This is a genomic window from Variovorax sp. Soil_C_12 (assembly GCF_057657375.1).
On the sequence record NZ_JBDGIO010000020.1, the window covers coordinates 43,969 to 65,164 of the forward strand.

The 21,196-nt window shown below is 64.6% G+C and carries 18 protein-coding genes; 8 read left to right on the plus strand and 10 right to left on the minus strand.

Annotation, left to right across the window (positions count from 1 at the left end; all coding sequences use genetic code 11):
• Positions 1-14: 14 nt before the first annotated feature.
• Positions 15-503 carry a tripartite tricarboxylate transporter TctB family protein gene (locus AC3A6X_RS32680; RefSeq protein WP_487846075.1) on the minus strand — a complete coding sequence of 163 codons (489 nt, stop codon included), beginning with the start codon at positions 501-503 and terminating at the stop codon, positions 15-17.
• A gap of 236 nt (positions 504-739) precedes the next feature.
• Here AC3A6X_RS32680 and AC3A6X_RS32685 point away from each other — a divergent pair, with 236 nt between their 5' ends.
• The 5 genes from AC3A6X_RS32685 to AC3A6X_RS32705 all read left to right on the plus strand — a co-directional run bounded on the left by AC3A6X_RS32685 (position 740) and on the right by AC3A6X_RS32705 (position 7,234).
• Positions 740-1,189 carry a MarR family winged helix-turn-helix transcriptional regulator gene (locus AC3A6X_RS32685; RefSeq protein WP_487846076.1) on the plus strand — a complete coding sequence of 150 codons (450 nt, stop codon included), beginning with the start codon at positions 740-742 and terminating at the stop codon, positions 1,187-1,189.
• A gap of 162 nt (positions 1,190-1,351) precedes the next feature.
• Positions 1,352-1,810, plus strand: a complete 459-nt coding sequence (locus AC3A6X_RS32690; protein ID WP_487846077.1) for a hypothetical protein — start codon at positions 1,352-1,354, stop codon at positions 1,808-1,810.
• Between the two features lie 240 nt (positions 1,811-2,050).
• On the plus strand, positions 2,051-6,076 hold the full coding sequence (locus AC3A6X_RS32695) for a DUF748 domain-containing protein (RefSeq protein ID WP_487846078.1): 4,026 nt from the start codon (positions 2,051-2,053) through the stop codon (positions 6,074-6,076).
• A 124-nt stretch (positions 6,077-6,200) separates the two neighbouring features.
• Positions 6,201-6,731 (plus strand): beta/gamma crystallin domain-containing protein, encoded by a 531-nt coding sequence (locus AC3A6X_RS32700; RefSeq protein ID WP_487846079.1) that lies wholly within the window; start codon positions 6,201-6,203, stop codon positions 6,729-6,731.
• Positions 6,719-7,234, plus strand: coding sequence for a DUF4426 domain-containing protein (locus AC3A6X_RS32705; protein ID WP_487846080.1), 516 nt, complete (start codon positions 6,719-6,721; stop codon positions 7,232-7,234). Before AC3A6X_RS32700 ends, AC3A6X_RS32705 begins: the two co-directional genes overlap by 13 nt.
• A gap of 159 nt (positions 7,235-7,393) precedes the next feature.
• Here AC3A6X_RS32705 and AC3A6X_RS32710 read toward each other — a convergent pair whose 3' ends face one another.
• From AC3A6X_RS32710 to AC3A6X_RS32745, 8 genes are all read right to left on the minus strand, one after another.
• Positions 7,394-8,671 (minus strand): phospholipase D-like domain-containing protein, encoded by a 1,278-nt coding sequence (locus tag AC3A6X_RS32710; RefSeq protein WP_487846081.1) that lies wholly within the window; start codon positions 8,669-8,671, stop codon positions 7,394-7,396.
• Positions 8,672-8,675: 4 nt separating this feature from the next.
• Positions 8,676-9,665, minus strand: coding sequence for a mechanosensitive ion channel family protein (locus AC3A6X_RS32715; RefSeq protein ID WP_487846082.1), 990 nt, complete (start codon positions 9,663-9,665; stop codon positions 8,676-8,678).
• 225 nt (positions 9,666-9,890) lie between these two features.
• Entirely contained in the window at positions 9,891-10,412 is a 522-nt protein-coding gene (locus AC3A6X_RS32720; RefSeq protein WP_487846083.1) for a MarR family winged helix-turn-helix transcriptional regulator, read from the minus strand.
• Positions 10,413-10,475: 63 nt separating this feature from the next.
• Entirely contained in the window at positions 10,476-11,093 is a 618-nt protein-coding gene (locus AC3A6X_RS32725; RefSeq protein WP_487846084.1) for an ATP-dependent DNA ligase, read from the minus strand.
• Positions 11,090-12,604: a trypsin-like peptidase domain-containing protein gene (locus AC3A6X_RS32730; RefSeq protein ID WP_487846085.1), complete on the minus strand. Its 1,515-nt coding sequence runs from the start codon at positions 12,602-12,604 to the stop codon at positions 11,090-11,092. Before AC3A6X_RS32730 ends, AC3A6X_RS32725 begins: the two co-directional genes overlap by 4 nt.
• Before the next feature lie 415 nt (positions 12,605-13,019).
• Entirely contained in the window at positions 13,020-14,702 is a 1,683-nt protein-coding gene (gene treF / locus AC3A6X_RS32735; protein WP_487846086.1) for an alpha,alpha-trehalase TreF, read from the minus strand.
• Complete coding sequence (locus tag AC3A6X_RS32740; protein ID WP_487846087.1) at positions 14,699-15,466, minus strand: SDR family NAD(P)-dependent oxidoreductase; 768 nt, start codon at positions 15,464-15,466, stop codon at positions 14,699-14,701. The genes treF and AC3A6X_RS32740 overlap by 4 nt, the downstream gene beginning before the upstream one ends.
• Before the next feature lie 5 nt (positions 15,467-15,471).
• A complete protein-coding gene (locus tag AC3A6X_RS32745; protein ID WP_487846088.1) occupies positions 15,472-15,945 on the minus strand; it encodes a hypothetical protein in 474 nt (157 codons plus the stop codon).
• Between the two features lie 321 nt (positions 15,946-16,266).
• Here AC3A6X_RS32745 and AC3A6X_RS32750 point away from each other — a divergent pair, with 321 nt between their 5' ends.
• Complete coding sequence (locus AC3A6X_RS32750) at positions 16,267-17,274, plus strand: PRC-barrel domain-containing protein (RefSeq protein ID WP_487846089.1); 1,008 nt, start codon at positions 16,267-16,269, stop codon at positions 17,272-17,274.
• A 134-nt stretch (positions 17,275-17,408) separates the two neighbouring features.
• Here AC3A6X_RS32750 and AC3A6X_RS32755 read toward each other — a convergent pair whose 3' ends face one another.
• Positions 17,409-17,729, minus strand: a complete 321-nt coding sequence (locus tag AC3A6X_RS32755) for a DUF4142 domain-containing protein (protein ID WP_487846090.1) — start codon at positions 17,727-17,729, stop codon at positions 17,409-17,411.
• Positions 17,730-18,993: 1,264 nt separating this feature from the next.
• Here AC3A6X_RS32755 and AC3A6X_RS32760 point away from each other — a divergent pair.
• Together AC3A6X_RS32760 and AC3A6X_RS32765 are read left to right on the plus strand one after the other, a co-directional pair.
• Positions 18,994-19,431 carry a PPC domain-containing DNA-binding protein gene (locus AC3A6X_RS32760; RefSeq protein ID WP_487846091.1) on the plus strand — a complete coding sequence of 146 codons (438 nt, stop codon included), beginning with the start codon at positions 18,994-18,996 and terminating at the stop codon, positions 19,429-19,431.
• Between the two features lie 232 nt (positions 19,432-19,663).
• Entirely contained in the window at positions 19,664-20,986 is a 1,323-nt protein-coding gene (locus tag AC3A6X_RS32765; RefSeq protein WP_487846092.1) for a DUF2254 domain-containing protein, read from the plus strand.
• Positions 20,987-21,196: the final 210 nt, after the last annotated feature.

Here is a 21,196-nt window from a genome sequence, read left to right on the forward strand (position 1 = left end):
GGCGATACCCGTGCTCAGCCGGTGATGAAGGTGGGCCAGACCTGGAATTGCAGGCTCAGGCCTACGATGAAGGTGAGGTAGCTGCCGATCGCCAGCACGGTCGCGAGGATGAGGGCCGACTTGATCGGGAAGGCGGTGCCTGCACGGCTGGCAACCAGCACCAGGGCGTAGATGGCTGCGATAAGACCCATGGCCGGCAGGCCGATGCTGGGCAGGCCGCCGAGCAGGAGACCGAACACCAAGTTGGCGCCGATGATGAAGGCCAGCGGCTTCCATGCGATCCTGCCTACTGGCTCGCCGTCGGTCGTGCGCACGGTGAGCGAGCCCAGGATCACGCCAAGACCGAGGACGCCCAGCAGGATGCCGAGCATCAGCGGGAAGTAGCCGGGGCCCATGCGGGCGCCGCTGCCGATGCTGTAGTTCGTGGCGCCGATCGCGAACGCGGCGCCGACGACGGCGAACATCAAGCCGGAAAAGAAGTCCTTCTGGCTTTTGATCTTCATGAGAGGCTCTTTCAACAAGGGGGAATTTGAGAAACGACCAGGAGCAGGCATGAGCCCGACCATCTGCGAGGGCAAGCGACACAGGAGCGGAATGAGCAGGCACACAGCAAAGAACTTCGATGCTGCTGAATCGATACCTCATGGTATGATCTTATTTACATCACTTCATGAGTAATTACCCTAGCGCCGGCCGGCGCTCCTTGCTACATTCCGGTGCATTCATTAGGGTAGAAGCAATGGAAACAATGGAACTGCGCGCCTCGGCGTCGGCCTCGTCGTCCAAGCAACGGCTCGAGGCGCTGTCCGAGTTCAGGTTTCGACTTCGCACCTTTCTACGTTTCAGTGAAGACGCCGCTCGCGAAGCCGGCATCACCGTGCTGCAATATCAGTTGCTCCTCCACACTCAGGGCTTCCCCGGCCGGGAATGGGCCTCGGTCAGCGAGATCGCCGAGCGGCTTCAGGCGCAGCCGCATGGCGTGGTTGCGCTGGTCTCGCGCTGCGAGGATGCGGGGCTGGTGCGACGCAAGGCCAGCACGGTGGATCGCCGCCAAGTCGAAGTTCATCTGCTCCCCAAAGGGCGCAAGAAGCTGGCAAGGCTCGCAGAGCAGCACTTGGCTGCGCTTTCGCTCCTGGCAGAGGCGGTACGGCTTGCGGACGCCATCCAAGGCGATATCGAGCTCAGCTAACTCAATGCGCTAGAGGCGAGATCAATGCGCCGTGCTGCTGCGGCGCCGCTTCGCAGCGCCCTAGGGCGCTTGGGGAATACCCCATCGCCACATGCGCAGATAACCAGAACCGCCGATGCAGCTTTGCCTCCAACTCCTTTTGATGGCAGAAAGGAGATGATGATGAAAGTGTTTCCCGTGACGAATCTCTGTAGCATGGCCTGCCTCGCGCTGGCCTGCGCATCGGCCTCGGCACTGACCCGCACGAGCTTCGGTGAGGGACGCGCCGCCGTCTCGGGCGGCGTTGGCGATCTCGAGCAAAGCAGACTCAAGGAAGAGCGCAATCAGTACAGCCTGTGGACCATCACGGCTGCGCGCGGTTCGGGCGCCTACCTGTCGGATGTCCGCATGCAGATCACCGACCGGACCGGCCGGACGGTCTACACCGGCAAGCTCGACGGGCCCTGGCTCATGGTGGATCTTCCGCGCGGCCGCTACACGGTGGAGGCAAGCTTCCAGGATCAGGTGCAGCGCAAGACCACCACCATCGATTCGGATCGCGACCGGCACCAGATGGTCTTCCATTTCGACGCGCCGGCAGAGGGGCTTTCGGCCGCGCAGACCTCCAGCCGGACACGCTAGCGGCGAGCCCACGAGCCTGCCAGTCGCCTCGCGGTGTGATCGCGGCACCTGCCTCAATGGACGTGGCAAGCGGCCGCGCCATCATCCCGGGCATGGAGCGAAACCCCGGCAATTGCCTGTGGTGTCGCGGTGTACTGGCCGCGTGCGCGGCCTTGCCTTCGGTGGCGCTCGCACACGGGGTCCGACTGGATTGGCACGCGCCTCCGATTCGCTCCTGGTCCGATACAACCGGAGAGTTCCGTGACATACAAACGCCTGAAGCTTGTTGGCGTGGTGGTGCTGGCGCTTGTGGTTCTTTACGCCGCTGCCGGGTTCCTGCTGGTGCCTTGGCTGTTCCAGCGGCACTTCCCGCCATTTGTAGAACAAGGGCTTGATCGTCAAGTCTCCGTCGGTTCCGTGCGGCTCAATCCCTTCCTGCTGCATCTGGAGGTTCGTGACCTCGCGGTAGAAGGACGGCATGGGCGGCCAGCGGTCTCCGTCGGGCGACTCTGCGCCGACCTGGGCTTCATGGGCCTCTTGCGTCGCACGTGGACGGTGGACGAGCTCAGGTTGGAAGACTTGCAGGCCCATGTCGTGCTCGAGCGTGATGGGAGCTTGAACCTGCTGAACCTCGCGCGGCGTCTGGCCAGCGGGGATGCCGAGCCGGGCCGGCCGGCAGCACTCATCGTGAACCAGCTTGCAGTACCGAATGCGAGCGTCGCCTTCACCGATCTCATGGGCGCGCGGCCGGCCAGCACGGTGATCGAGCCGGTGAACGTGCAAGCGGCCGGGCTCTCGACGCTTGACGATGAACTCGCGAGCCATGCGCTCACGGCTGGGCTGCCGGACGGCGGAGCGCTCGAGTGGCGGGGTGAACTGGGCCTGTACCCTTCGGTGGTCGCGTCGGGCGAGGTCCGGGTGCGCGGACTGGCAGCCCAGACTGTGTGGCCGTTCTTGCGTGACGACCTGCTCCTCTCCGAATTCGAAGGCAAGGCAAATGTCTCGAGCCGCTACGCGTACGACAGCGAGCAGTCGTTGCGCCTGGAGGGCATGACGCTCGACCTCGCCGAGGTGCTGCTCGCCCGTCCGGACGAGCAGCACCCGATGCTGGCGATGAAGAAGATCGCTGTCGCTGGGGGGAGCCTGGACCTGGTGAAACGTGCTGTTGCGATTGAGACGATCGCGTTCCAGTCCGGGCAGGTGGCCGTATCTTTTGCATCTGATGGGAAAGCCAACTGGGCCGGAGTATTTGCCCCGGAGCGGCCAACCACCGACATGGCCGAGAGTCCGGGGCGTGTACCGAGCGACGGAGCCGAAGCCGCGGCGCGGTCGGCCGCGCAAGTCGCGGCAAGGCCCGATTGGAAATTCGAGGTCGCAAAGCTGCGCGTCGACCAAGTGGGCTTGGGCTATGTCGACCGCAGCCGCGAGCGGCCGCTGAGCCTGGGCGTCTCCAACGCAACGGCCGAGCTCCAGCTGGCTATCTCCGTGGGCACGCCGACGCGCGTGCTGGCCAACGCCATTGACGCCCGACTGCGGAACCTGGTTCTCGGCGCGCCGGGTGGCGAAGACGCGGCGGCCACACTCCATTCCGTGCAGATCGAGGAAGGACGCTTCGATCTTCAGGGCAAGCTCGTGGCGGCGCAACGCTTGGCCGTCGAGGGCGGACAGACTTCGATCGTGCGCCAGCAGCAGGGTGAAATTGCATTGGTCGAGCTTCTCGGCCTCGCACCGGACGATGCGAGCCGGAAAGCTGGAACCTGGCGCTTCGATATCGCCGCGCTGGAGGTCCGCGCCGTGGACGTTGCGCTCGCCGATCACACCTTCAAGCCCGCGGTCGCCTACGACCTCCAGGTGCAATCGATCGCCGCAACGAATCTGGCCAGCAGCAGCCAGGCTCCGACTCCGTTCGATGGCGTCATGCGGGTCCGTCAAGGCGGCACGATCCACGCAAGCGGGTCGCTGGCGGAAGCCGGCAGCAGCCTGCAAGCCAAGGTTGAGCTCCAAGAGCTGGAAACCGCTCCACTGCGCCCGGTGCTCGAACGAATTTCGGGGCTGACGGTCAGCGCCGGTCCGGTCTCGCTTTCAGCCGATGTGCGGTACGAAGCGATCCAGGAGCGGCGGCCCCGACTCACGTTGGATGGCGTTGCTGCAACGCTGCCGAACCTGGTGCTCCGGCGCCCTGGATTTGAAGAGCCGCTCCTGTCGCTGCAGCGCCTGGAGGCTCATGGCGGATCGCTCAACCTCGCGAACCGCAGCCTTGGGGCAAGGGAGATCGTTCTCATGGGCGGTGGAGCGCGCGTGGTGCAGTCGTCCGACGGCCGCATTCCATTGCTGCAGTGGCTCGCGGAGATCGACCAGCCGACCTCCGCGGCGCGGGCGGGCTCCAGGGGCAATGCACGCGCTGCGTGGCGCTATGAAATCGGCCTGGTGCGAGTCGACTCGTTTGATCTGGCGTTTGCCGACCGCGGCTTCGAGCCGCCGCTTGCGCTCGGCGGGACACTGCAGGGCAGCGTGAAGAATGTGGGGAACGAGACGCTGGCCTCGTTCGATGCGGCCCTTGCCCTGAACGGGGGCGGCATGATCAGGGCCGAGGGCACCGCCGCGCCCGCAGGCCCGCATGTGGAGGCTCGAGTCGAAGTCAGCGACGTCTTGCTCAAGCCCCTGCAGCCGCTGCTGCAGCAATTTGCGGCCTTGACGGTGGAGTCGGGTGCAGTATCCGCTTCGGCGTCGGTTCGCTTTAATGGCGACGCTGGCGCCCTGCGAGCGGACGGCACATTCCGGGTCGCCGACTTTCTGGCCAATGAGGCGTGGTCTGGTGACCGCTTCCTCGCCTGGAAGCAGCTTCGGGCCGACCGGGTAGAACTGGACCTGGCATCGCGCCGGCTCATCATCCGGGAAGTCACCGCGCAGGAGCCTGGCGCAAAGATCGTCATCTCCAAGGAGCGTGACGTGAACCTCGCCCGGGTCGTGAAGCCCGATGGGGATGATCGGCATGCCGGTGAAGAGTCCCCGGCCCGTCCGCGGGACAACAAGGGGCGCAATGCCACGGGGGAAGACCCGGCTGGGTTTGAGTTCCGGGTGGAGCGGGTGCGCCTTCGCAACGGCAACGTCGACTTCGCCGATCTCAGCCTGGTACTGCCCTTCTCGACCAAGGTGACGGAAATCGACGGGACGATCGTCGGCATCTCCAATGACGCTTCCCGCCGTGCCGACGTGAAGGCCAGTGGCTCAATAAAGCCGTACGGCTCATCCCGGGTCGAAGGCAGCCTGGTTCCGTCCGAGCCGCGACGCTTCACAGACTTGCACGTCGAATTCGACAACGTGCAGATGCCGCCGCTTTCGCCCTACACGGCAACGTTTGCCGGGCGCAAGGTGGAATCGGGCAAGCTGTGGCTGGACCTCGAATACAAGGTGAAGGACAGCGTGCTGCTCGGGACCAACGATATCCGCCTTGCGGATTTCACCTTGGGCGAAAGGGTCGAAGCGCCTAACGCGATGAATGTGCCCCTCAACCTCGCGGTGGCGCTCCTGACGGACCCGGATGGACAGATCCGTCTCTCCGTGCCCGTCCGCGGCGACCTGGACAATCCGCGTTTCAGCGTGGGGAGTGCCATCAGGCAGGCGGTCGCGAATGCACTCAAGCGAATTGTCACGGCGCCCTTCAGGGCACTGGGACGGCTGCTCGGTGACTCCGCCGAATCGGTTGCAACCATCGAGTTCAACCCGGGTAGCGCTGCGCTGCGGCCCGAGCAGCGCGAGAAGCTGGACAGGCTGAGCCACGCCTTGGCCGAGCGGCCTCGCTTGCAGCTCGTCGTGACCGCCCCCTACGATCCGCGGACCGACCCTCGTGCTTTGCGGCGCGCGCAGGCGCGGCGCACTCTGACGCAGGCGCTCGGGCCCAAGCTCGAACCGGGGGAAGATCCCGGGCCGATCGCCTTCGACGATCCATCGACACGCCGGGCGCTGGAGCGCCTGCTGGAGCAGCATGCCGGGCCTGGCGCGGTGCGCGAGCTTCGAGCCGAGGGGTCCGGCACCACCGGGTCAGCGGAGCGCGAGCTCTACGAAGCCATGTTCGACAGGATTGCCGCCAGTCAGCCACTGCGCGAGAGCTCGACGCAAGTGCTGGCAACAGAGCGCGCACGCCAGATTGCCAACTATCTTCGACAGCAGGGCGTGGCCCCGGAGCGAGTGCAAACCGGGCGACTTGCCGAGGTGAATACCGGAGCGGACGGTGCAGTCGGCGCGCAGCTGGGGGTTGCGTCGGCCAGCACTGCCCCAAGACGCTGAACGCCACAGTTGCATTTGTTCAAATTGATGGCAGGAGACCTCCTACAGTCGTTCACTGGAGAGTCCCGCACTTCCGGACTATTCATGCTGCAAGTGTTTGGCTTCACGAACCGGAGGTGTCGAAATGATCGCCGCACGAAAGCGGGTCTCCCGAGACAGGCTGGCGTTGTCGTTGCTGCTGCAGGCGTCGCTGACTCTCGCGGGGGCTGATTGCTGGGCGCAGGCATCCGGCCCGGCGACAGGGCCCCGTGACGACACGGCGGCGAGCACGAAGCGGCAGGTGGCGCCACCGCCGGTCACCGGTGGCGGCCCTGACTTGCCGTCGGTCATCGTGGTACCCCGCAACCATCCGCACGATGAGAAGCTGGGCAACGGCTGCTGGGTTCGCTTTTTTGACGACAAGTCGTACAGCGGGCGCAGCCTTACCCTGATCGGGCCGGTCGAGATGCCGAAAATGAACATCCCGGGAGGACTCTGGATCAACTGGAGCAGCGCGATGGTAGGCCCGAACGCGACGGTAACCACCTTCGACTACGAGCAGTTCCAGAACCGCACCGCCGTGCTCAGTCCCGGCCAGCGAATTCCAGACCTCAAAGACCGCAAGCTCGGCTTGTTCGAGGACATCCATTCGGTGCGCATCGCATGCAAGTCGTGAACAGGAGTGGGTTCCCAGCTGTGGCGGCGCTGGAGATCATGAGTCGGCTCCTACCTAACAACTTGCCTTCGCGGCATGGGGCGCGCGGAGGCGGCAATCTCCTACGGCTCCTGCTCGACCTGCCACTAGGATTTTTCGGGTGGCACCGCCGCCCTGCCTGGTTCCGTATTTCCGCCGGACTGTTTCTCGCCACCGCTGCGTTCTGTGCGCTGGCGCAAGTTCACGAGGCTCGCCGCGGCGATCTTGTGTTGCGCAGTCCCACGGTGGCAAGCGATCGGATCAACCCCGCGACGGCCGGCAAGCACGGAATCGAGCCATCCCCCAATCGAGGCGTGCTCAACGTGACGGTCTTGCGCGGTCCCGATGGTCGGACGGTTCCAGCCGAGGTCGCCGCGTCGTCGGTGAACCTCGCAGGCGTCCGCCAGGACATCGAGATGCGGAAGTTCGCGCCGATGGGCGAGTTTCATACGTGGGGAGCTACAACTTTCTTCCGCGGGAGGTGATTGATTTCGAGATCACTGCCCGGCCGCTACGGCCGGCCAACAGTCGGCCCCTTTCCCTGAAGTATCGCGACCGGATGTGGGCGCGCTGAAGCCCGCAGACGGGGTCTCATGATCATGAGGTCGCCTTCCACCAGGCGGCCGTCACTCCTTTGCCTGTCCTCAGAGCTGCGATCTCAGGACCGAGGCCAAGGTATCCAGCACCTGATCCCACCAGGGCCGACGCTCCCACTCCAGGTAGGTGACCCGCCTGGAATTCTGCAAGTCCTGTTCGAACACGGCGACCTGGCGCGCAGCGAATGCTGCGTCGTACACGTTCATGTTCGCCTCATCGTTGATGCTGAATGACCGATTGTCGAAGTTGGTCGAGCCGACCGAAACCCATAGACCGTCCACCACGAGCAGCTTGCAATGGAACATGGTGGGCTGGTATTCATGGATCTGAGCCCCGGCAAGCAGGAGCCTTCCCCACAACGCGCGAGACGCACGCCGCACCAGCGGCTGATCCATGTGAGGGCCGGGCAGGATGATTCGCACCCGCACGCCGCGCTGCAGTGCCGCCACGATGGCATTCACCGCGACATCGTCAGGAAGAAAATACGACGCTTGCAGATCGATGGAACGTGCTGCCGCGGTGATGGACATCAGGTACATCAGCTGCATGCTCTCCGAGCCGCCGCCGGGTGCGCTCGTGAATACATGGGCGGCCGCCGTGCCTTCGGCGCGGGCCGCGGGGAAGTAGTCGTCGCCATGCAGGACTTCGCCTGTGGACTGCAGCCAGTTGTCGCTGAACGCTGCCTGCAGTTGGCGCACCACCGGCCCGAGCGCCCTGAAGTGCGTGTCGCGCCAGTGCCGAGGGCTCTGCGCACTCCCGCGCCAAATATCCGCGATGCCGGCCCCGCCGATGAATCCAACCTTCCCGTCGACTATGAGGAGCTTGCGATGCGTCCGGTTGTTCAGGCGATGCAGGTTGTACCAACGAGGCGCGTTGTAGCGCCGGACCTCCACGCCATGAGCCTCCATGTGCTCGAGCAGCGATTCGTCGAGGTCCCCCCCAATCCAGTCCAGCAGCACGTGGACCTTCACCCCGCTGCGTGCGCGCTCCGCCAGCAGCTGCGAGAACTCCCTGCCCACGGACCCCGACCAGTAGATGTAGGTTTCGAAGGTGATCGTGCGCTCGGCGGACCGGATGGCGGCCGACATCGCCGGGAAGATCTGGTTGCCGTTGAGCAGTTCATTCACGGTGTTGCCCGGGGTCAGCTCCCTGGCGAGCGTCGCGCCCATCGAGCGGGGGAACTGCGGGTCGTGGACGGCGTAAAGGGGGTCGAACGTCGAATCGACTTGCTTGTTGCCCAGGCTCAGATTCAGCGCGACCCAGAGAACGAAACAGGTGAGGATCACTGCGGTGGCAACGATGCCCCAGGCTTTTGTTGCTTTCATGGCCTCAGGAACTGTCGTCTCGACCGCCAGTTCTCCGCCGTGTGTCCACCAAGCTCCGCAGGGCGTCCACAACCCGGGAAGCGCGAGGCGTGTCGCCAGGCCGCAGCGGCCAGCCCTCCCGCTGGCGCGAACGGTCTCCGTCGAACTCGTCCGTCTGGTCGTGCAAAAGGACCTGGTGCGTCGGGAATGGGAGGTCTACCCCGGCCGACCGCAGCGCAGCCACCACTCGTTCCAGCACGGCGTCCTGGGCCACGTAGACCTCGAACTGCCGCGGTGGCCGCACCCACCATCTCAGCCTGATGTGGATGCTGCTGTCGGCCAGCCGCACCACCAGCGCCTCCGGCGGGGGCTCGGCGAGCACCTCCGGCGTGCTGCGCATGGTGTCCAGCATGATCTCCTTCGCCCGCGCGACGTCATCGCCGTATCCCACTCCAAGGTCATACTCGAGACGGCGTCTCTCGTTGGCGGTGTTGACCGTGACCGAGTTGGTGAACAGGTTCGAATTCGGGATTACCACTCGCCGGCCGTCGTAGGTGCGAAGGAACGTGGCGCGCGCCTGTATTTCCTCTACCGTGCCCTCGAATCCGTTCACCACGATCTGGTCGCCGATGCGGAACGGCTCTGACAGCAGGAGCAGGATTCCGGCCAGGAAGTTCTGCAGGATGTCCCGAAAAGCAAACCCGATCGCCACGCTGGACAAACCGAGAATGCCTACGAGCTGCCCCGGGGTGAACCCAGGTATTGCGATAACCAGCGCCGTGAGCAGGCCCATGAACATGACCGAGCCATAGGCAAGCCGCCCAAGCACCAATCCCAGGTTGTGCCGACGATGATGTCGACGGGCGAATGCGCGCGCACTCCCGCGCACGCCGAGCGCCACGAGATAGAACAGCACAAAAACTGCCAGAGCGACGCCGATGTAGGGAAGCCGTTCGGCGAAGCCGTCCACCATGTCCTGCACGGCGCGCGTCGCTTCTGAAAGCTGGAAGTTCATGGGTGCCCGGCCGCCTGAGGGGACGGCTCATGCCAATTTGTACAGATGCAATCTCTACATCACTCCATGAGGCGAAGGCCTTGATTGCTTTGATTGGGGCTCTTTCTTGGCCCGGGCTTTGCAAGTCGCCGGCTAATGCAGCTGTCGGACACGACGGCCGATCATCGGAAACGAACTCACGCAGACCGCAGCAGATCGCCCAGGTGCGCGGCAGCGAACAGGAGCCTATTTCGAAGGTTGGCCCAGGGGAATTTTCGCCCCGCGCTCGTCGCCACCGAGAACTTGAATCAGCTTGGCCAGATCACGGTCAAGGCGCTTGAGGGTAGGTGCATCAAGCTGCGCCAGCGCCTCCGGCAGCACACCGGCAAAAGGGCCAGGCGCCTTCTTCAGTACCTTCAGACCTTTGGCAGCCACATGCAACTGGACGGCACGACGATCGGCACCGGTGCGGTCCGCTGCCACCATTCCTTGATCCAGCAACGGCTTCAGAAGATTGCTCGCCGTGGATTGATGGATGTCCATCGCTCGCGCGAGCTCACTTACTCCGATACGGGGGTGATCGCGTACCACGCTCAAGGCCCAAACCTGCGCGCCGGCAAGTCCCGCTTTCTTCTCCACCTCCCGGAAGTGCGTCTTCACGGCATTGAACACCCGGCGCAAACGCCGCAGCACCACAACAGCAGGCAGGTTCACGCCGTCCGGATCGGCTCTGCGCAGCGGTTGCGCCAGCGGCGCTTTCTTTGGCATGCCGGATGATATTCCGGTGAGCAGCCGGATGATTGGCTCCGAGGAGGCTCGACAAGGAACCGGTCAGCCCTGCTGCTTCGAACTCCCTGGCGGCAACTTCACCTTGATCCACTCGCTCGAACGTACACCCGGAAGATAAATGCTGGAGCGGCGTTTCGCGATGAGGCCCTTCATCCCCAGCAGCTTGACGGTCCCCTTCAGCAACCGCTTCGCGCCCTCCTCAAAGTACTCCACCACGACGATGCCCCGAGACGGCTCGGTAAACAAACGACTCAGAGCGGCCTTGCGAAGCAACAGTGGCTGGGTCGTGATATCTGCGCCTCGATCGATGAGGAGGTCGAAGACACAGTAGACAACCGGCTTCGCCCTTTCGTACCAGCGCCGATGATGAGTGCGCTTCTGAAGTGCCTCGACGTCGCTGCGGCCGAGATCGTCCAGCACGCAGACCTCTCCATCGACGACAAACGGCCCGCCTGACACTTCGGCCAGACTGTCGGTGATTTCCGGAAACCACTTGGTCGCGTCGGCGCCATTGCGCGTTCGCAACTGCACGGCACGCGCTCCGAACTCTGCCGTGACGCGTACGCCATCGTATTCCAGCTCATAGATCCAGCCGGGTTCCTCGAGGTCGAGCTGCCGCTCCGACAGCAGCATGGGCTTGAAATCTGCGAGACTGATCACTGTTGCTCCTTGCCCGCAGCCTGGATGCGCTGAAGCAGCGCGTCCGGGGCGGCGGAATGCAGTGGACTCCGGGAACCGGCGCGCTGCGTGGGGATCCGAACCGGCACGTAGGCCAACCGGCTTTCCCGCATCACCAGCAATGCGACCGTTCGGCCTGCCGGTATGCGCGACAGGCTGCGCCGATAGTCGTCCACGTTCTCGAGCCGCATGTCGTTCACGGCGATGATGAGATCGCCGGCGCGAATGCCCTCGCTGCGCGCCAACCCGGCGGCTTCGCGAACGAGCAGACCGCCATCGATGCGCAAGCGCTGGCGCCTTGCGTGCGACAGCTCGGCCAGGCTCAGGCCGAGCCCGTCGTTCCATTCGGCCGCGTGGTCGTTCATCGAAGCGACCTTGGAAGCCGGTTGTTCCGAGAGCGTCGCCCAAACCGCGAGCATCTTGCCGCGCCGCCACACATCCATACGACTGCGGGTCCCAGGCCTGCATTCGGCGATGTGCTGCAGCAGCTCGGTGAAGTGCGAAATGGGAACGCCGTCGAACTTGGCGATGACGTCGCCTCGAGCCAAGCCCGCCGCCTGGGCGGGACTGTCAGGATCCACCCGCACCACGAGAGCACCGGTCGGCCGAGGTATTCCGAACGATCTTGCCAGGGCCGGCGTCATTTCCTGGACCTCGGCTCCAAGATGAGCGCGTGGAACGGTGCCGTGCGTGCGCAGCTGAGCGGCGATCTTCATCGCAAGATTGATCGGGATGGAGAAGGACAGACCCATGTAGCCGCCGCTTCCGCTGTAGATCATGGAATTGATCGCAACGACTTCGCCGCGGCTATTGAACAGGGGACTGCCCGAGCTGCCGGGGTTGATGGCGACGTCGGTCTGGATGAAGGGAATCTCCCCGGCACCGCCGATGAATCGATCCGTTGCACTGACCACGCCCGTGGTGACGCTTCCGTGAAAGCCGAAGGGCGCGCTGATCGCGGCAACCCAGTCGCCCGGAGCGAGCCGAGAAGAATCGCCGATGACCGCGACCGGCAGATCCTTCGCCTCGATCTTCAACAAGGCCACGTCGGTGCGCCTGTCGACGCCGACCACGCGTGCCTTGAATCGGCGGCCGTCGTCCAGCCGGACCTGGGCTTCATCGATGCTCGCGACCACGTGCGCGCTGGTGAGGATCAGCCCGTCGCTCGCGAGAATCACGCCCGAGGCGAGATCTCGGATCTGGCTCAGTCGCACACTCGCGGGAAGCGGCCAGGCCAAGCGATCGGCGAAGTCGTTCTCGGGCGCGAACTCCAGTTCGATGTCCTCATGGTGTTCGTCGCGACCGACACGCAGGGTTGTGATGTCGACTACCGATGCCCGGCGGCTGGCCACGAGCGACGAGAAGGCAGGCGCGTGCAGTGCGCGGGCCTCGGTGCCGACTCCTGCAGCAGGCGTTTGCCCAGGGCTGGCTGCACACGCGCCGAGAAGGAGCATCAGTCCCAAGACGAAAAGATGGACTGTGGAGCGAAGCATGGGTCAGGTCCTCAAGCACCGGGAACGAAGTTGCGCGCCAGCAGCATCGGTTTGTCTCTGACTTCGCCGCCTTCTGCAGTCCGGCGACACTTGGTTGTGTTGATGCACGGTGCTTCCTTGTCGGCCGTATTGGGGAAAACACTCGCCATCGGCCATGCTGGCGAGAGAACCCATTCGCCGGACGCCCTATGCCCTCGCGCGAAGTCAAGGTATGGGCGTAAGCCGCGCGCGCCCGGCGCCGGGCGGCTCTATACGGCTGACGATGCCTACTCCCCAGAGCTCGGCGACGACAGGAATGAGAACGTTGCTCGAAGATTGATTCGTTTCCGTGCTGCGAAGTTCATCGACTCGTTCTCGAATTGGGCGCACCGAGGAGCGGCGCGGGGACGGCCGGCATCTTCAAGCCGGAGACATCTCAGCGGTGCCGGTGGACGGAATCGTGCGCAACGGACGCGTTGGCGGTGTGCTGCGGCTGCGCCGCCAGCAAGGCGCAGGTGACGCCGTTGGTCCAGCCGAAGCCGTCCTGCAGCGGGTACTCGCCGCCACCGCCGCCCGCGGAGTCCTCGTGCTCGACGTGCCGCAGCGCATACTTTTCGACCAGCTTTCCTTCGCGTTCGTAGACCGCCGCCACGGTCGCAAGCCAGCGTCTGGCGATGGTGTTTGAAATCCAGTGGCAGCCGTAGTCGGCAAACCCCCGGCTGCCCATCCACTGGAGCGGAGCCCAGCCGTTGGGCCGGTCCCATTGCTGATCGCTCGCGCATTCGGTCGTCGACATGCCGCCGGGCGCCAGCAGCCGCGCCGCCACGGTGGCGGCCAGCGCCTGCGCATGCGGCGTTCCGGCCATGCCGACGAACAGCGGCACCACGCAGGCGGCGGTCAGGCAGTTTCGCCGCGCCCCGACCCGCCATTCGTAGTCGAAGAACGCGCCTTGTCCGGCATCCCAGCACAGTTCGATGATCGCCGCCTTGCGCGCGTCGGCCCGCTGCCCGAACTCGCGCGCGGCGCGGGCATCGCCGCCCCGCTTCGCCAATGCGGCGATCCGGCTTTCCAGCGCGTAGAGGAAGGCATTGAGGTCCACCGGCACGATGTCGGTTGTGCAGATGCTCGCCAGCGAAGGGGCGGTGGCGGCGCGAACATGAACCGCCCCATGCGGGGCTTTGCGCGGCGGCGCCTCGCGCAGCCAGCGGGTGCTGAAATCCCAGCCGGATTCGCACGCCGCGCGCAGATCGCGGTACACCTCGGCCCGCTCGCGGCTACAGCCCGCGACGGTCGTCACGTCTTCCAGCCACGACTCCTCGCGCGGTGCGTCGCGATCGTCCCAATAGCGGTTAAGCAGCACGCCGGGGCCCAAGCGCACCACACGCCGGCAGGCGGCACCGACGGCCAGGCCCTCGCTGCCGTTCAGCCAGTAGGCGTGCTCCTGTCGAAGCTGCGGCAGGAAGTCCAGCGCATCGATGGCGCCATGCCGTTCGGCAAGGTCGACCATGAGCGAGAACACCGGTGGTTGCGAACGGCTCAGGTAATACGTGCGCGTGCCATTCGGCACATGCCCGTAGGTATCGAGCAAGTAGGCGAAGTTTTCCACCATGTCCTGCAGCAGCCGGGTGTGGCCGCCACACGCCAGGCCTAGCATCGTGAAGTACGAGTCCCAGTAGTAGAGCTCACCGAACCGGCCTCCTGGCACCACGTAGGGATGCGGCAGCTGCAGCAGCGACGCATGCGGCGGATGGGCCTTCGGATGCCGGGTGAGAACCTGCCACAGCGTTTCGATATGCGCGCCGATGGGTTGCCCCGGGATCGACTCGTACTCGCTGGGGGCCGGCTGGATGGCCCTGAAATGAGCATGCACGAACTGCGGGAGGTCGAAGCCTGGCTCATGGCAGAGAGAGCGATAGGCGGCCATGATGGCGGCCGGCTCGGCCAGTGGCGCACAGTCCACGAAGGTCTTGCTGTCGGAGAACACGCCCTCGCGTTGAACTGCAGCGAACAGCTCCTGGTAGCGATCCGCCGGCGTCAGGACGTCGGGCGCCGGTGCTTCTGAGGCCTGCTTCGAACGTTGCGCACCGGCAGGCGCCGCCTTGCCCTCGTCGGCTTTCATTGCTCGGCGTAGTTCCAGAGCAGCCCGCCGTCGACCACGGTGGTGGTGCCGGTGATGTAGTTGGCCTCCGACGACGCCAGAAACGCCGCCACGCCTGCGACGTCCTCGCGCTGGCCCAGGCGCCCGAGCGGGATGTTGGCGAGCAGCGCCTGGTGCAGCTTCGGGTCGTTCAGCAGCTGGGCATTGATGGGCGTCTCGATCGCTCCCGGTGCAATGTTGTTGACTGTGATGCGCCACGGCGCGAGCTCGATCGCCAGGTTGCGCATCATCATCTTCATGCCGCCCTTGCTGACGCAATAGGAAGCGAAATGCGGAAACGGCAAGTCTTCGTGAACCGAACTGATGTTGATCACCTTGCCGCCGCGCCCAGCCGCCTTGCACTGCGCAGCAAAGGCCTGCGTGAGGAAGAACGCTGCCTTGAGGTTCACTTCCATCACTCTGTCGTAATCGGCTTCGCTGACATCGAGGAAGTCGGCGCGCATCTGGATTCCTGCGTTGTTGACCAGGATATCGAGGGTGCCGAGCTCGCGGGCGGCATGCTCGAGCGCCGCGCGCATCGGCCCGAGCTTCGACACATCGAAAGGCAGCACGACGCAGCGCCGGCCCATGGCTTCGATCTGCTGTCGCACTTGTTCAGAGCGCTCGTCGGCCTGCAGCACGTTGAGCGCGATGTCGGCGCCCGATTGCGCAAGCCGCAACGCGATCGTATTGCCGATGCCCTGCGACGCGCCGGTGACCAGGGCGTGTTTGTGCTGAAGATTCATCGGGGTCAAGCGCAGGTAATGCGCACGGAAGCCATGTCCTTGCGCCAACCAAACTCCTTCTGGTCCAGATTGCCGACGCGCTGGCCCGGCTGCAGTACTGCAAGCTGCTTTTTGAACCCCGTGTCCTGAAAGGCCGTGACGCGCGCCCGCGGACCCACGATGGCGCTGTCCCAGTGCCGCCAGTCGGGCATGGACGACGAGAAATCGCTCACGGCCATCGGGCCCAGCAATGTCAGTCTGCGCCCGACATAGTCGACACCGTCATGGAACATGACCCAGCACCCATCGGCGGCACGTGCGCGAATTCGGTCTGACACCTCGGGCTGCGCAAAGATGACGTCGAAAGTAGCGCTGCTCGTGTCCGAAGCCGATCGCGAGGAGTCGGTTGCCGAAGCGCGTTCGGGCGCAGCCCAGGCGGCATTCGAGGCCAACATGGCCGAGGCAACCCACCAGAGCGCTTGTGGAAAGATTGGGTTCATCAAGATCTCCTGGTGTCAGGAAGAGAAGAGCGTGCGCGCAGCAAGTGCCTGCAAGGAACGAGGCGACGTACGCAGGCGCCATCTGGAGTTGGGCGGCCGGGAAGCTAGAAAGTTCCGTCCTGTCAACCGCACTTTGTTATCGGTTCAACTCTGCACGGGCTCACGGGCCGAGTGTTCGTCGCGCATGCCGGCACCTCCGGCGCTCGCGTTCGAGCAAAGTCCGCCCAAGATTTGTCCTACAAGCCCAGGCTCGAAAACCGGACGAACCGAGCTTCCGCGCGGCCCCTCCAACAAGGCCTCTTACTCCTTCAGGAGACTCAGATGAACCGCTTTTCCTACACTCTCCTTCACGCCGCGCTCGTGCCTGCACTCGCGATCGGGCTGGCGGCGCCAGCGTTTGCCCAAAGTGCCAAGAGCGAAGCGCCCTCGGCCAGCGCCAAGAGTTCGACCCAGGCGACGCAGAAGTACCGCGCATTGCGCGCCAGCAAACTGATCGACAAGAGCGTTCGCGGTGCCGATGGCAAGAACATCGGGCAGATCCGCGACCTGGTCGTCAACATGAACACCGGCGACGTGCGCTACGCCATGCTGGAATTCGATCCCGGCATCTTCAAGGCCGAGCAGTTGTTCGCGGTGCCGACCAAGGAGCTGCGACTGGCAGCCGACGGCGACGACCTGAGCTACAACATGTCCAAGGAGCGCCTGGAGCGCGCCAGCGTCAACAAGGCCGACTGGAAAACCGCGCTCAAGGATCGCCGCTACATCGACCAGATCGACAAGGCTTACGGTGTCGCGCAGCCCTCGCGCGACGCCCGGGCCTTTCGCGCCAGCGAGCTGATCGGCAAGGACGTCGTGAGCCGCGACGGCAAGGACATCGGCGACATCAAGGACCTGGTCATCAACATGGCGGCCGGCAAGGTGCACTACGCCGCGCTCGCCTTCGACCCGTCCTTGGCCGCCCCCGAAGAGCTCTATGCGTTCCCGCTCAAGGCATTCAACCTGACCGCCGACAAGGACGAACTGGTGCTCGATGTGGACAAGTCGAAGATCCAGGCCATGAAAAAGTTCGACGCCCAGCGCTGGGCCAACCTGAACGATCGCGTGTGGGTGGCTGACGTAGATCGCTACCTGATCACGGTCACCGGCACGGCGACCGATTCGCCCGCGGCGGTGTTTGCCCGCCTGGACGACGACAAGAACGGGTTCCTGAGCGAGACCGAAGCCAAGGACAACACCGGCGTGCACAGCGCGTGGAAGCAATTGGACAAGAACAACGACGGCAAGGTGAGCCGCAGCGAATTCACCGCCAACTACAAGATGGAGCGCTGACACGGGCGAGGAGTCCTGCCTCCGACGCCGATCGCGCTCATCGAACGCGGTCGGCCAAGAGGCAGACCTCGTCAAGGCGGGTGCACTCGCAAGCTCTATGCAGAGCCTCGCGCCGATGCAGGCCTCTGCTCGCGCTATTGCTTCCGGTTCATGTCGCGCGCCATCGCCAGGTGCCGCTCGACCACTGGGAGCTTGGACTCGCGCTGAACCTTCTTCAGCAGGTCGATCGTGCGCCGATGGTCGCCGACGCCCGCATGCTCGATGTACTGCTTGTCGAAGAAGTCACCAGTGGTCGCCATGAGCGCGATGGACATCGCCTTGTGCGCGAGATCGGGCTCTGAGGGAATCTCCACGTCGGGCGGAGGCGCCTGCCTGAGTTGAGCAGACGCGTGCAGCGGGGCAAGGCTGCTGACGACGGCCGCGAGAAGAATAGCCCGTAGTGCGAATCTGGTCATCAGCATCTCCTTTCACCGGAAGGTGATCGAAAGGTGATCGAACGTCACGAGTACGTTTGACCGAGTGCAGAGCATGAGTTCCGCATGTGCCGCGTCCAACAGACCATTGCTTCGCAAACGACCAACCCGGCGCTCACGAGACTGGCGGAGAACGAGAAGATCGCAGCCGCTCGTACGCCTTCTCATCAATAGTGGAGAACCAGCTTTATCCGAGCACAGCGCAGAAACGCGGGAGCTCCGGGGACACCGAAAGGAGATCGACGCCCTCGCCGCAGAGCCAGCGGCGTCGCCTCCTGGCAGTCCAGGCGGCAGGGGCCTACACGACTGGGCGGGGCCTCACCGTAGAGTAGATGGAACCACCATGAAGACTGTCGCCGCAAGGTGGATAGAACCCTATGAAGACAGTGCCATTCGTCACGGCTGCCGCCCTTGTGACACTCTGTCCGATCTTGGCTGCCCATCCCCTGCTGCAGCCACATGACGATGCGCCACAGGCGCCCGCGGCATCCGCTCCCACTCCTACAGTGGATCCCGGCATTGTGATAACACCGCCCGCCAATGTCGATCCCAAGTCCATCAATCGACCGCCGCCGGGCGTGGACCCAGGCATATTCGAGAAGCCGCCAGCGGCCGAGAGTCCTGCGGATCGTGGCGCACTTCCGAAAGCGGGGTCCTCGAAGGAAAACGATTGCAGGGGCTCGGCCGAACTGTGCAAACGGGATTCGGCGCGCTAAGACATCTGCTGTTCGCAAATCCTTTTGCATCGATTCCCTTCATCCCGGGGCAGATATCGAGATTGCGGCGCGCGCGCCGCAAGACATGCGACGCCGGCCATCGTGCCGCCCGACAGCCACCTGCGTGCCTCGCGGCACCTGCGTACATCGGCATGGCGACCCGCCGCTCCATCATCCCGGCATTGACATGCCGCGCAGCAGCCGAGGCCCGCAGAAGGCTCCGGCAACTGAATGGGGACACATGCACATGTTGGAAGTTCGCCTACACACTTTCCGCTCGGCGCCCCTCAGAGTGAATTCGTGCGTCCTCGTCAGGCCGGCACCAGCGCGGATATCCAAGGGGTCATCATGAGCGAGACCCACCTGTGACCGATTCCCGCAGCGCCTGCATGCGGGGGCGTGAGCCGCGATCCGGGCTATCCAGGCGACGGCATCGAATGGTTGATGGGTGCACTCGACGGGCTGCAGGGCAAGTCCGGGCGGTCGACGCGGCACTCTGGGACATCAAGGGCCACGCAAGGAGACTTTCCATGAGAACCAAGGTGATCAACGACGGACCCGAACGGACCATTGCCCTTATCTTCGACAAGGGCGACGAGGTGGTTTCAACGCTGGAGCGCTTCGCAAAGGAGCATGGCCTCACGGCCAGCCGCTTCAGCGCCATCGGCGCGCTGGAGGGCGCCGTGCTGGGCTACTTCGACTGGGAGCGCAAGGACTACGAGCGTATTCCGGTGCCGGAGCAGGTCGAGGTGCTTTCGCTCAACGGCGACATCGCACTCGATGGTGATCAGCCCAAGGTACATGCGCACACGGTGCTGGGGCGCCGCGACGGCAGTACCGTAGGCGGCCACCTGCTGGAGGCGACCGTGCGGCCCACGCTCGAGGTGGTGCTGGTCGAGTCGCCCGGCTACCTGCGCAAGAAATGCGACCGGGAGACGGGGCTGGCGCTGATCGACATCGGCTCCTGAGCAGCCATCGCATCGGACTCCCGGGAGGCAGGCGTGGAGATGCAGCAGCACGTGCGCGAGATGCGGTACGACGGCTCGCAGGCGTGGCCGTCCGCGGCGGCGATGGTGACCAGGTTTCCTTGCTTGCTCCTTCGAAGAGATCTGGCCCTGGGGCAGTTCCCACTGCGCGAGAAGCGGCGCGGGTGAAGCCGCCCCTTCTATTCGTTCGGCCATCGCCCTCGACCATTCGCCCATGACCGCAAGAATCCGCAAGCTCATCGATTTGGCCGGCGAGTCCTTCTGGCTGCTTCCCGGTGCGATGGTGCTCGCCGGCATTCTGCTCGCACTCGGCTTGCTTGAACTCGATCGCGGCGGCCACGTCTGGGCCCGGTTGACCGAGAGCAACTGGCTGTACGACGGCGGTGGAATGGGGGCGCGCACGCTGCTGGGCACCATCGCCGCGTCGACGATCGGCGTCGCAGGGACGGTGTTCTCCATTACGATCGCCGCGCTGTCTCTCGCGGCCGGACAGATGGGGCCGCGTCTCTTGCGGAACTTCACACGAGACCGCGGCGTGCAGTTCACATTGGGCGCGTACCTCGGAACCTTCTCCTATGCCTTGATGGTCCTTCGAAGCGTCAGGACGCAGGAGGAGGGACTCTTCACGCCCCATTTGGCCTTGACGGCGGGAATCGTGCTGGCATTCGTCTGCGTCGCGACGCTGGTCTATTTCGTCGGCCACATGGCCAAGCGGATCAATGTTGACACGGTGATCGAACTGGTGAGCGACGACGTCCAGGCGGCCTTGAAGGCCACCATCAGCGACAAGGCTCAGCCCTCGGCACCTCCCGCGCGCTTTTGGGCGAATGCGACGCCCATCGTCGATGGACGGCGCGGCTATCTTCAGCAGCTCGACGCAGCAGGTCTTGCGAACTGGGCGTCGCACCACGGAACCGCGATCCGGCTGCTCGCCCGGAGAGGTGACTATGTCTTTCCAGGAGCACCGATCGCATTGATCTCGGTGCCGGTTCCCGAGGCCGAAGAGGCGGTGCGCGACGCTACCGCCCTGGGTACATCGCGCGGCACTGCGGGTGATCTCGAATATGCAGTGCGCCAGCTGGTTGAAGTGGCAGTGCGGGCGCTGTCACCCGGCATCAACGACCCGCACACCGCGATGAGCGTGCTCGATCGATTGGGTGCAGCGCTATGCGAACTTGTGGGGAAGCAGTTGCCGAGCGGCGTGATCATGCGTGACGACGCAGTCGCACTCGTCGCGCCCACACTGACTTACGGCGCCCTCACAGATGTCATGCTCCACATGATTCGCCAGAATGCGGCCAACAGCGCTGCAGTATTGATCCGCTTGCTCGACGTGCTCACCGCCCTTGTTGCTTGCGAGACCGACGCAGAGCGACGAGAGGTCCTGTTGCGCCACGCTGATCTTGTCTGGACGGACGCTCGCCGGTGCATCGGCAACGAGTCGGACGTGAACGACGTCGGCCGCCGTCATGCCAGGTTCCGGAGCACGATGGCGCATGGCGCGGTGGGCGCCATCGGAGCGCGCAGCGACGCTTGATGCACCTGCGCTAATCGCGGCCCGCCGCGCCTTGCCCCCCCGCCTGCTCAACCGCGTGGCTGCGTTCCCGCTTCAGTCCTGGTTTCTTTTCAGTGGGACGTTCATCCCTTGCAGCACCCACCGTCCGAGCCGGATCTGCGCTGCACAACGCTGCAGGTCCTCGGTCTCCAGCACGACTGCACTCACTTCACGGCGCGCCTGCTCAGGTAG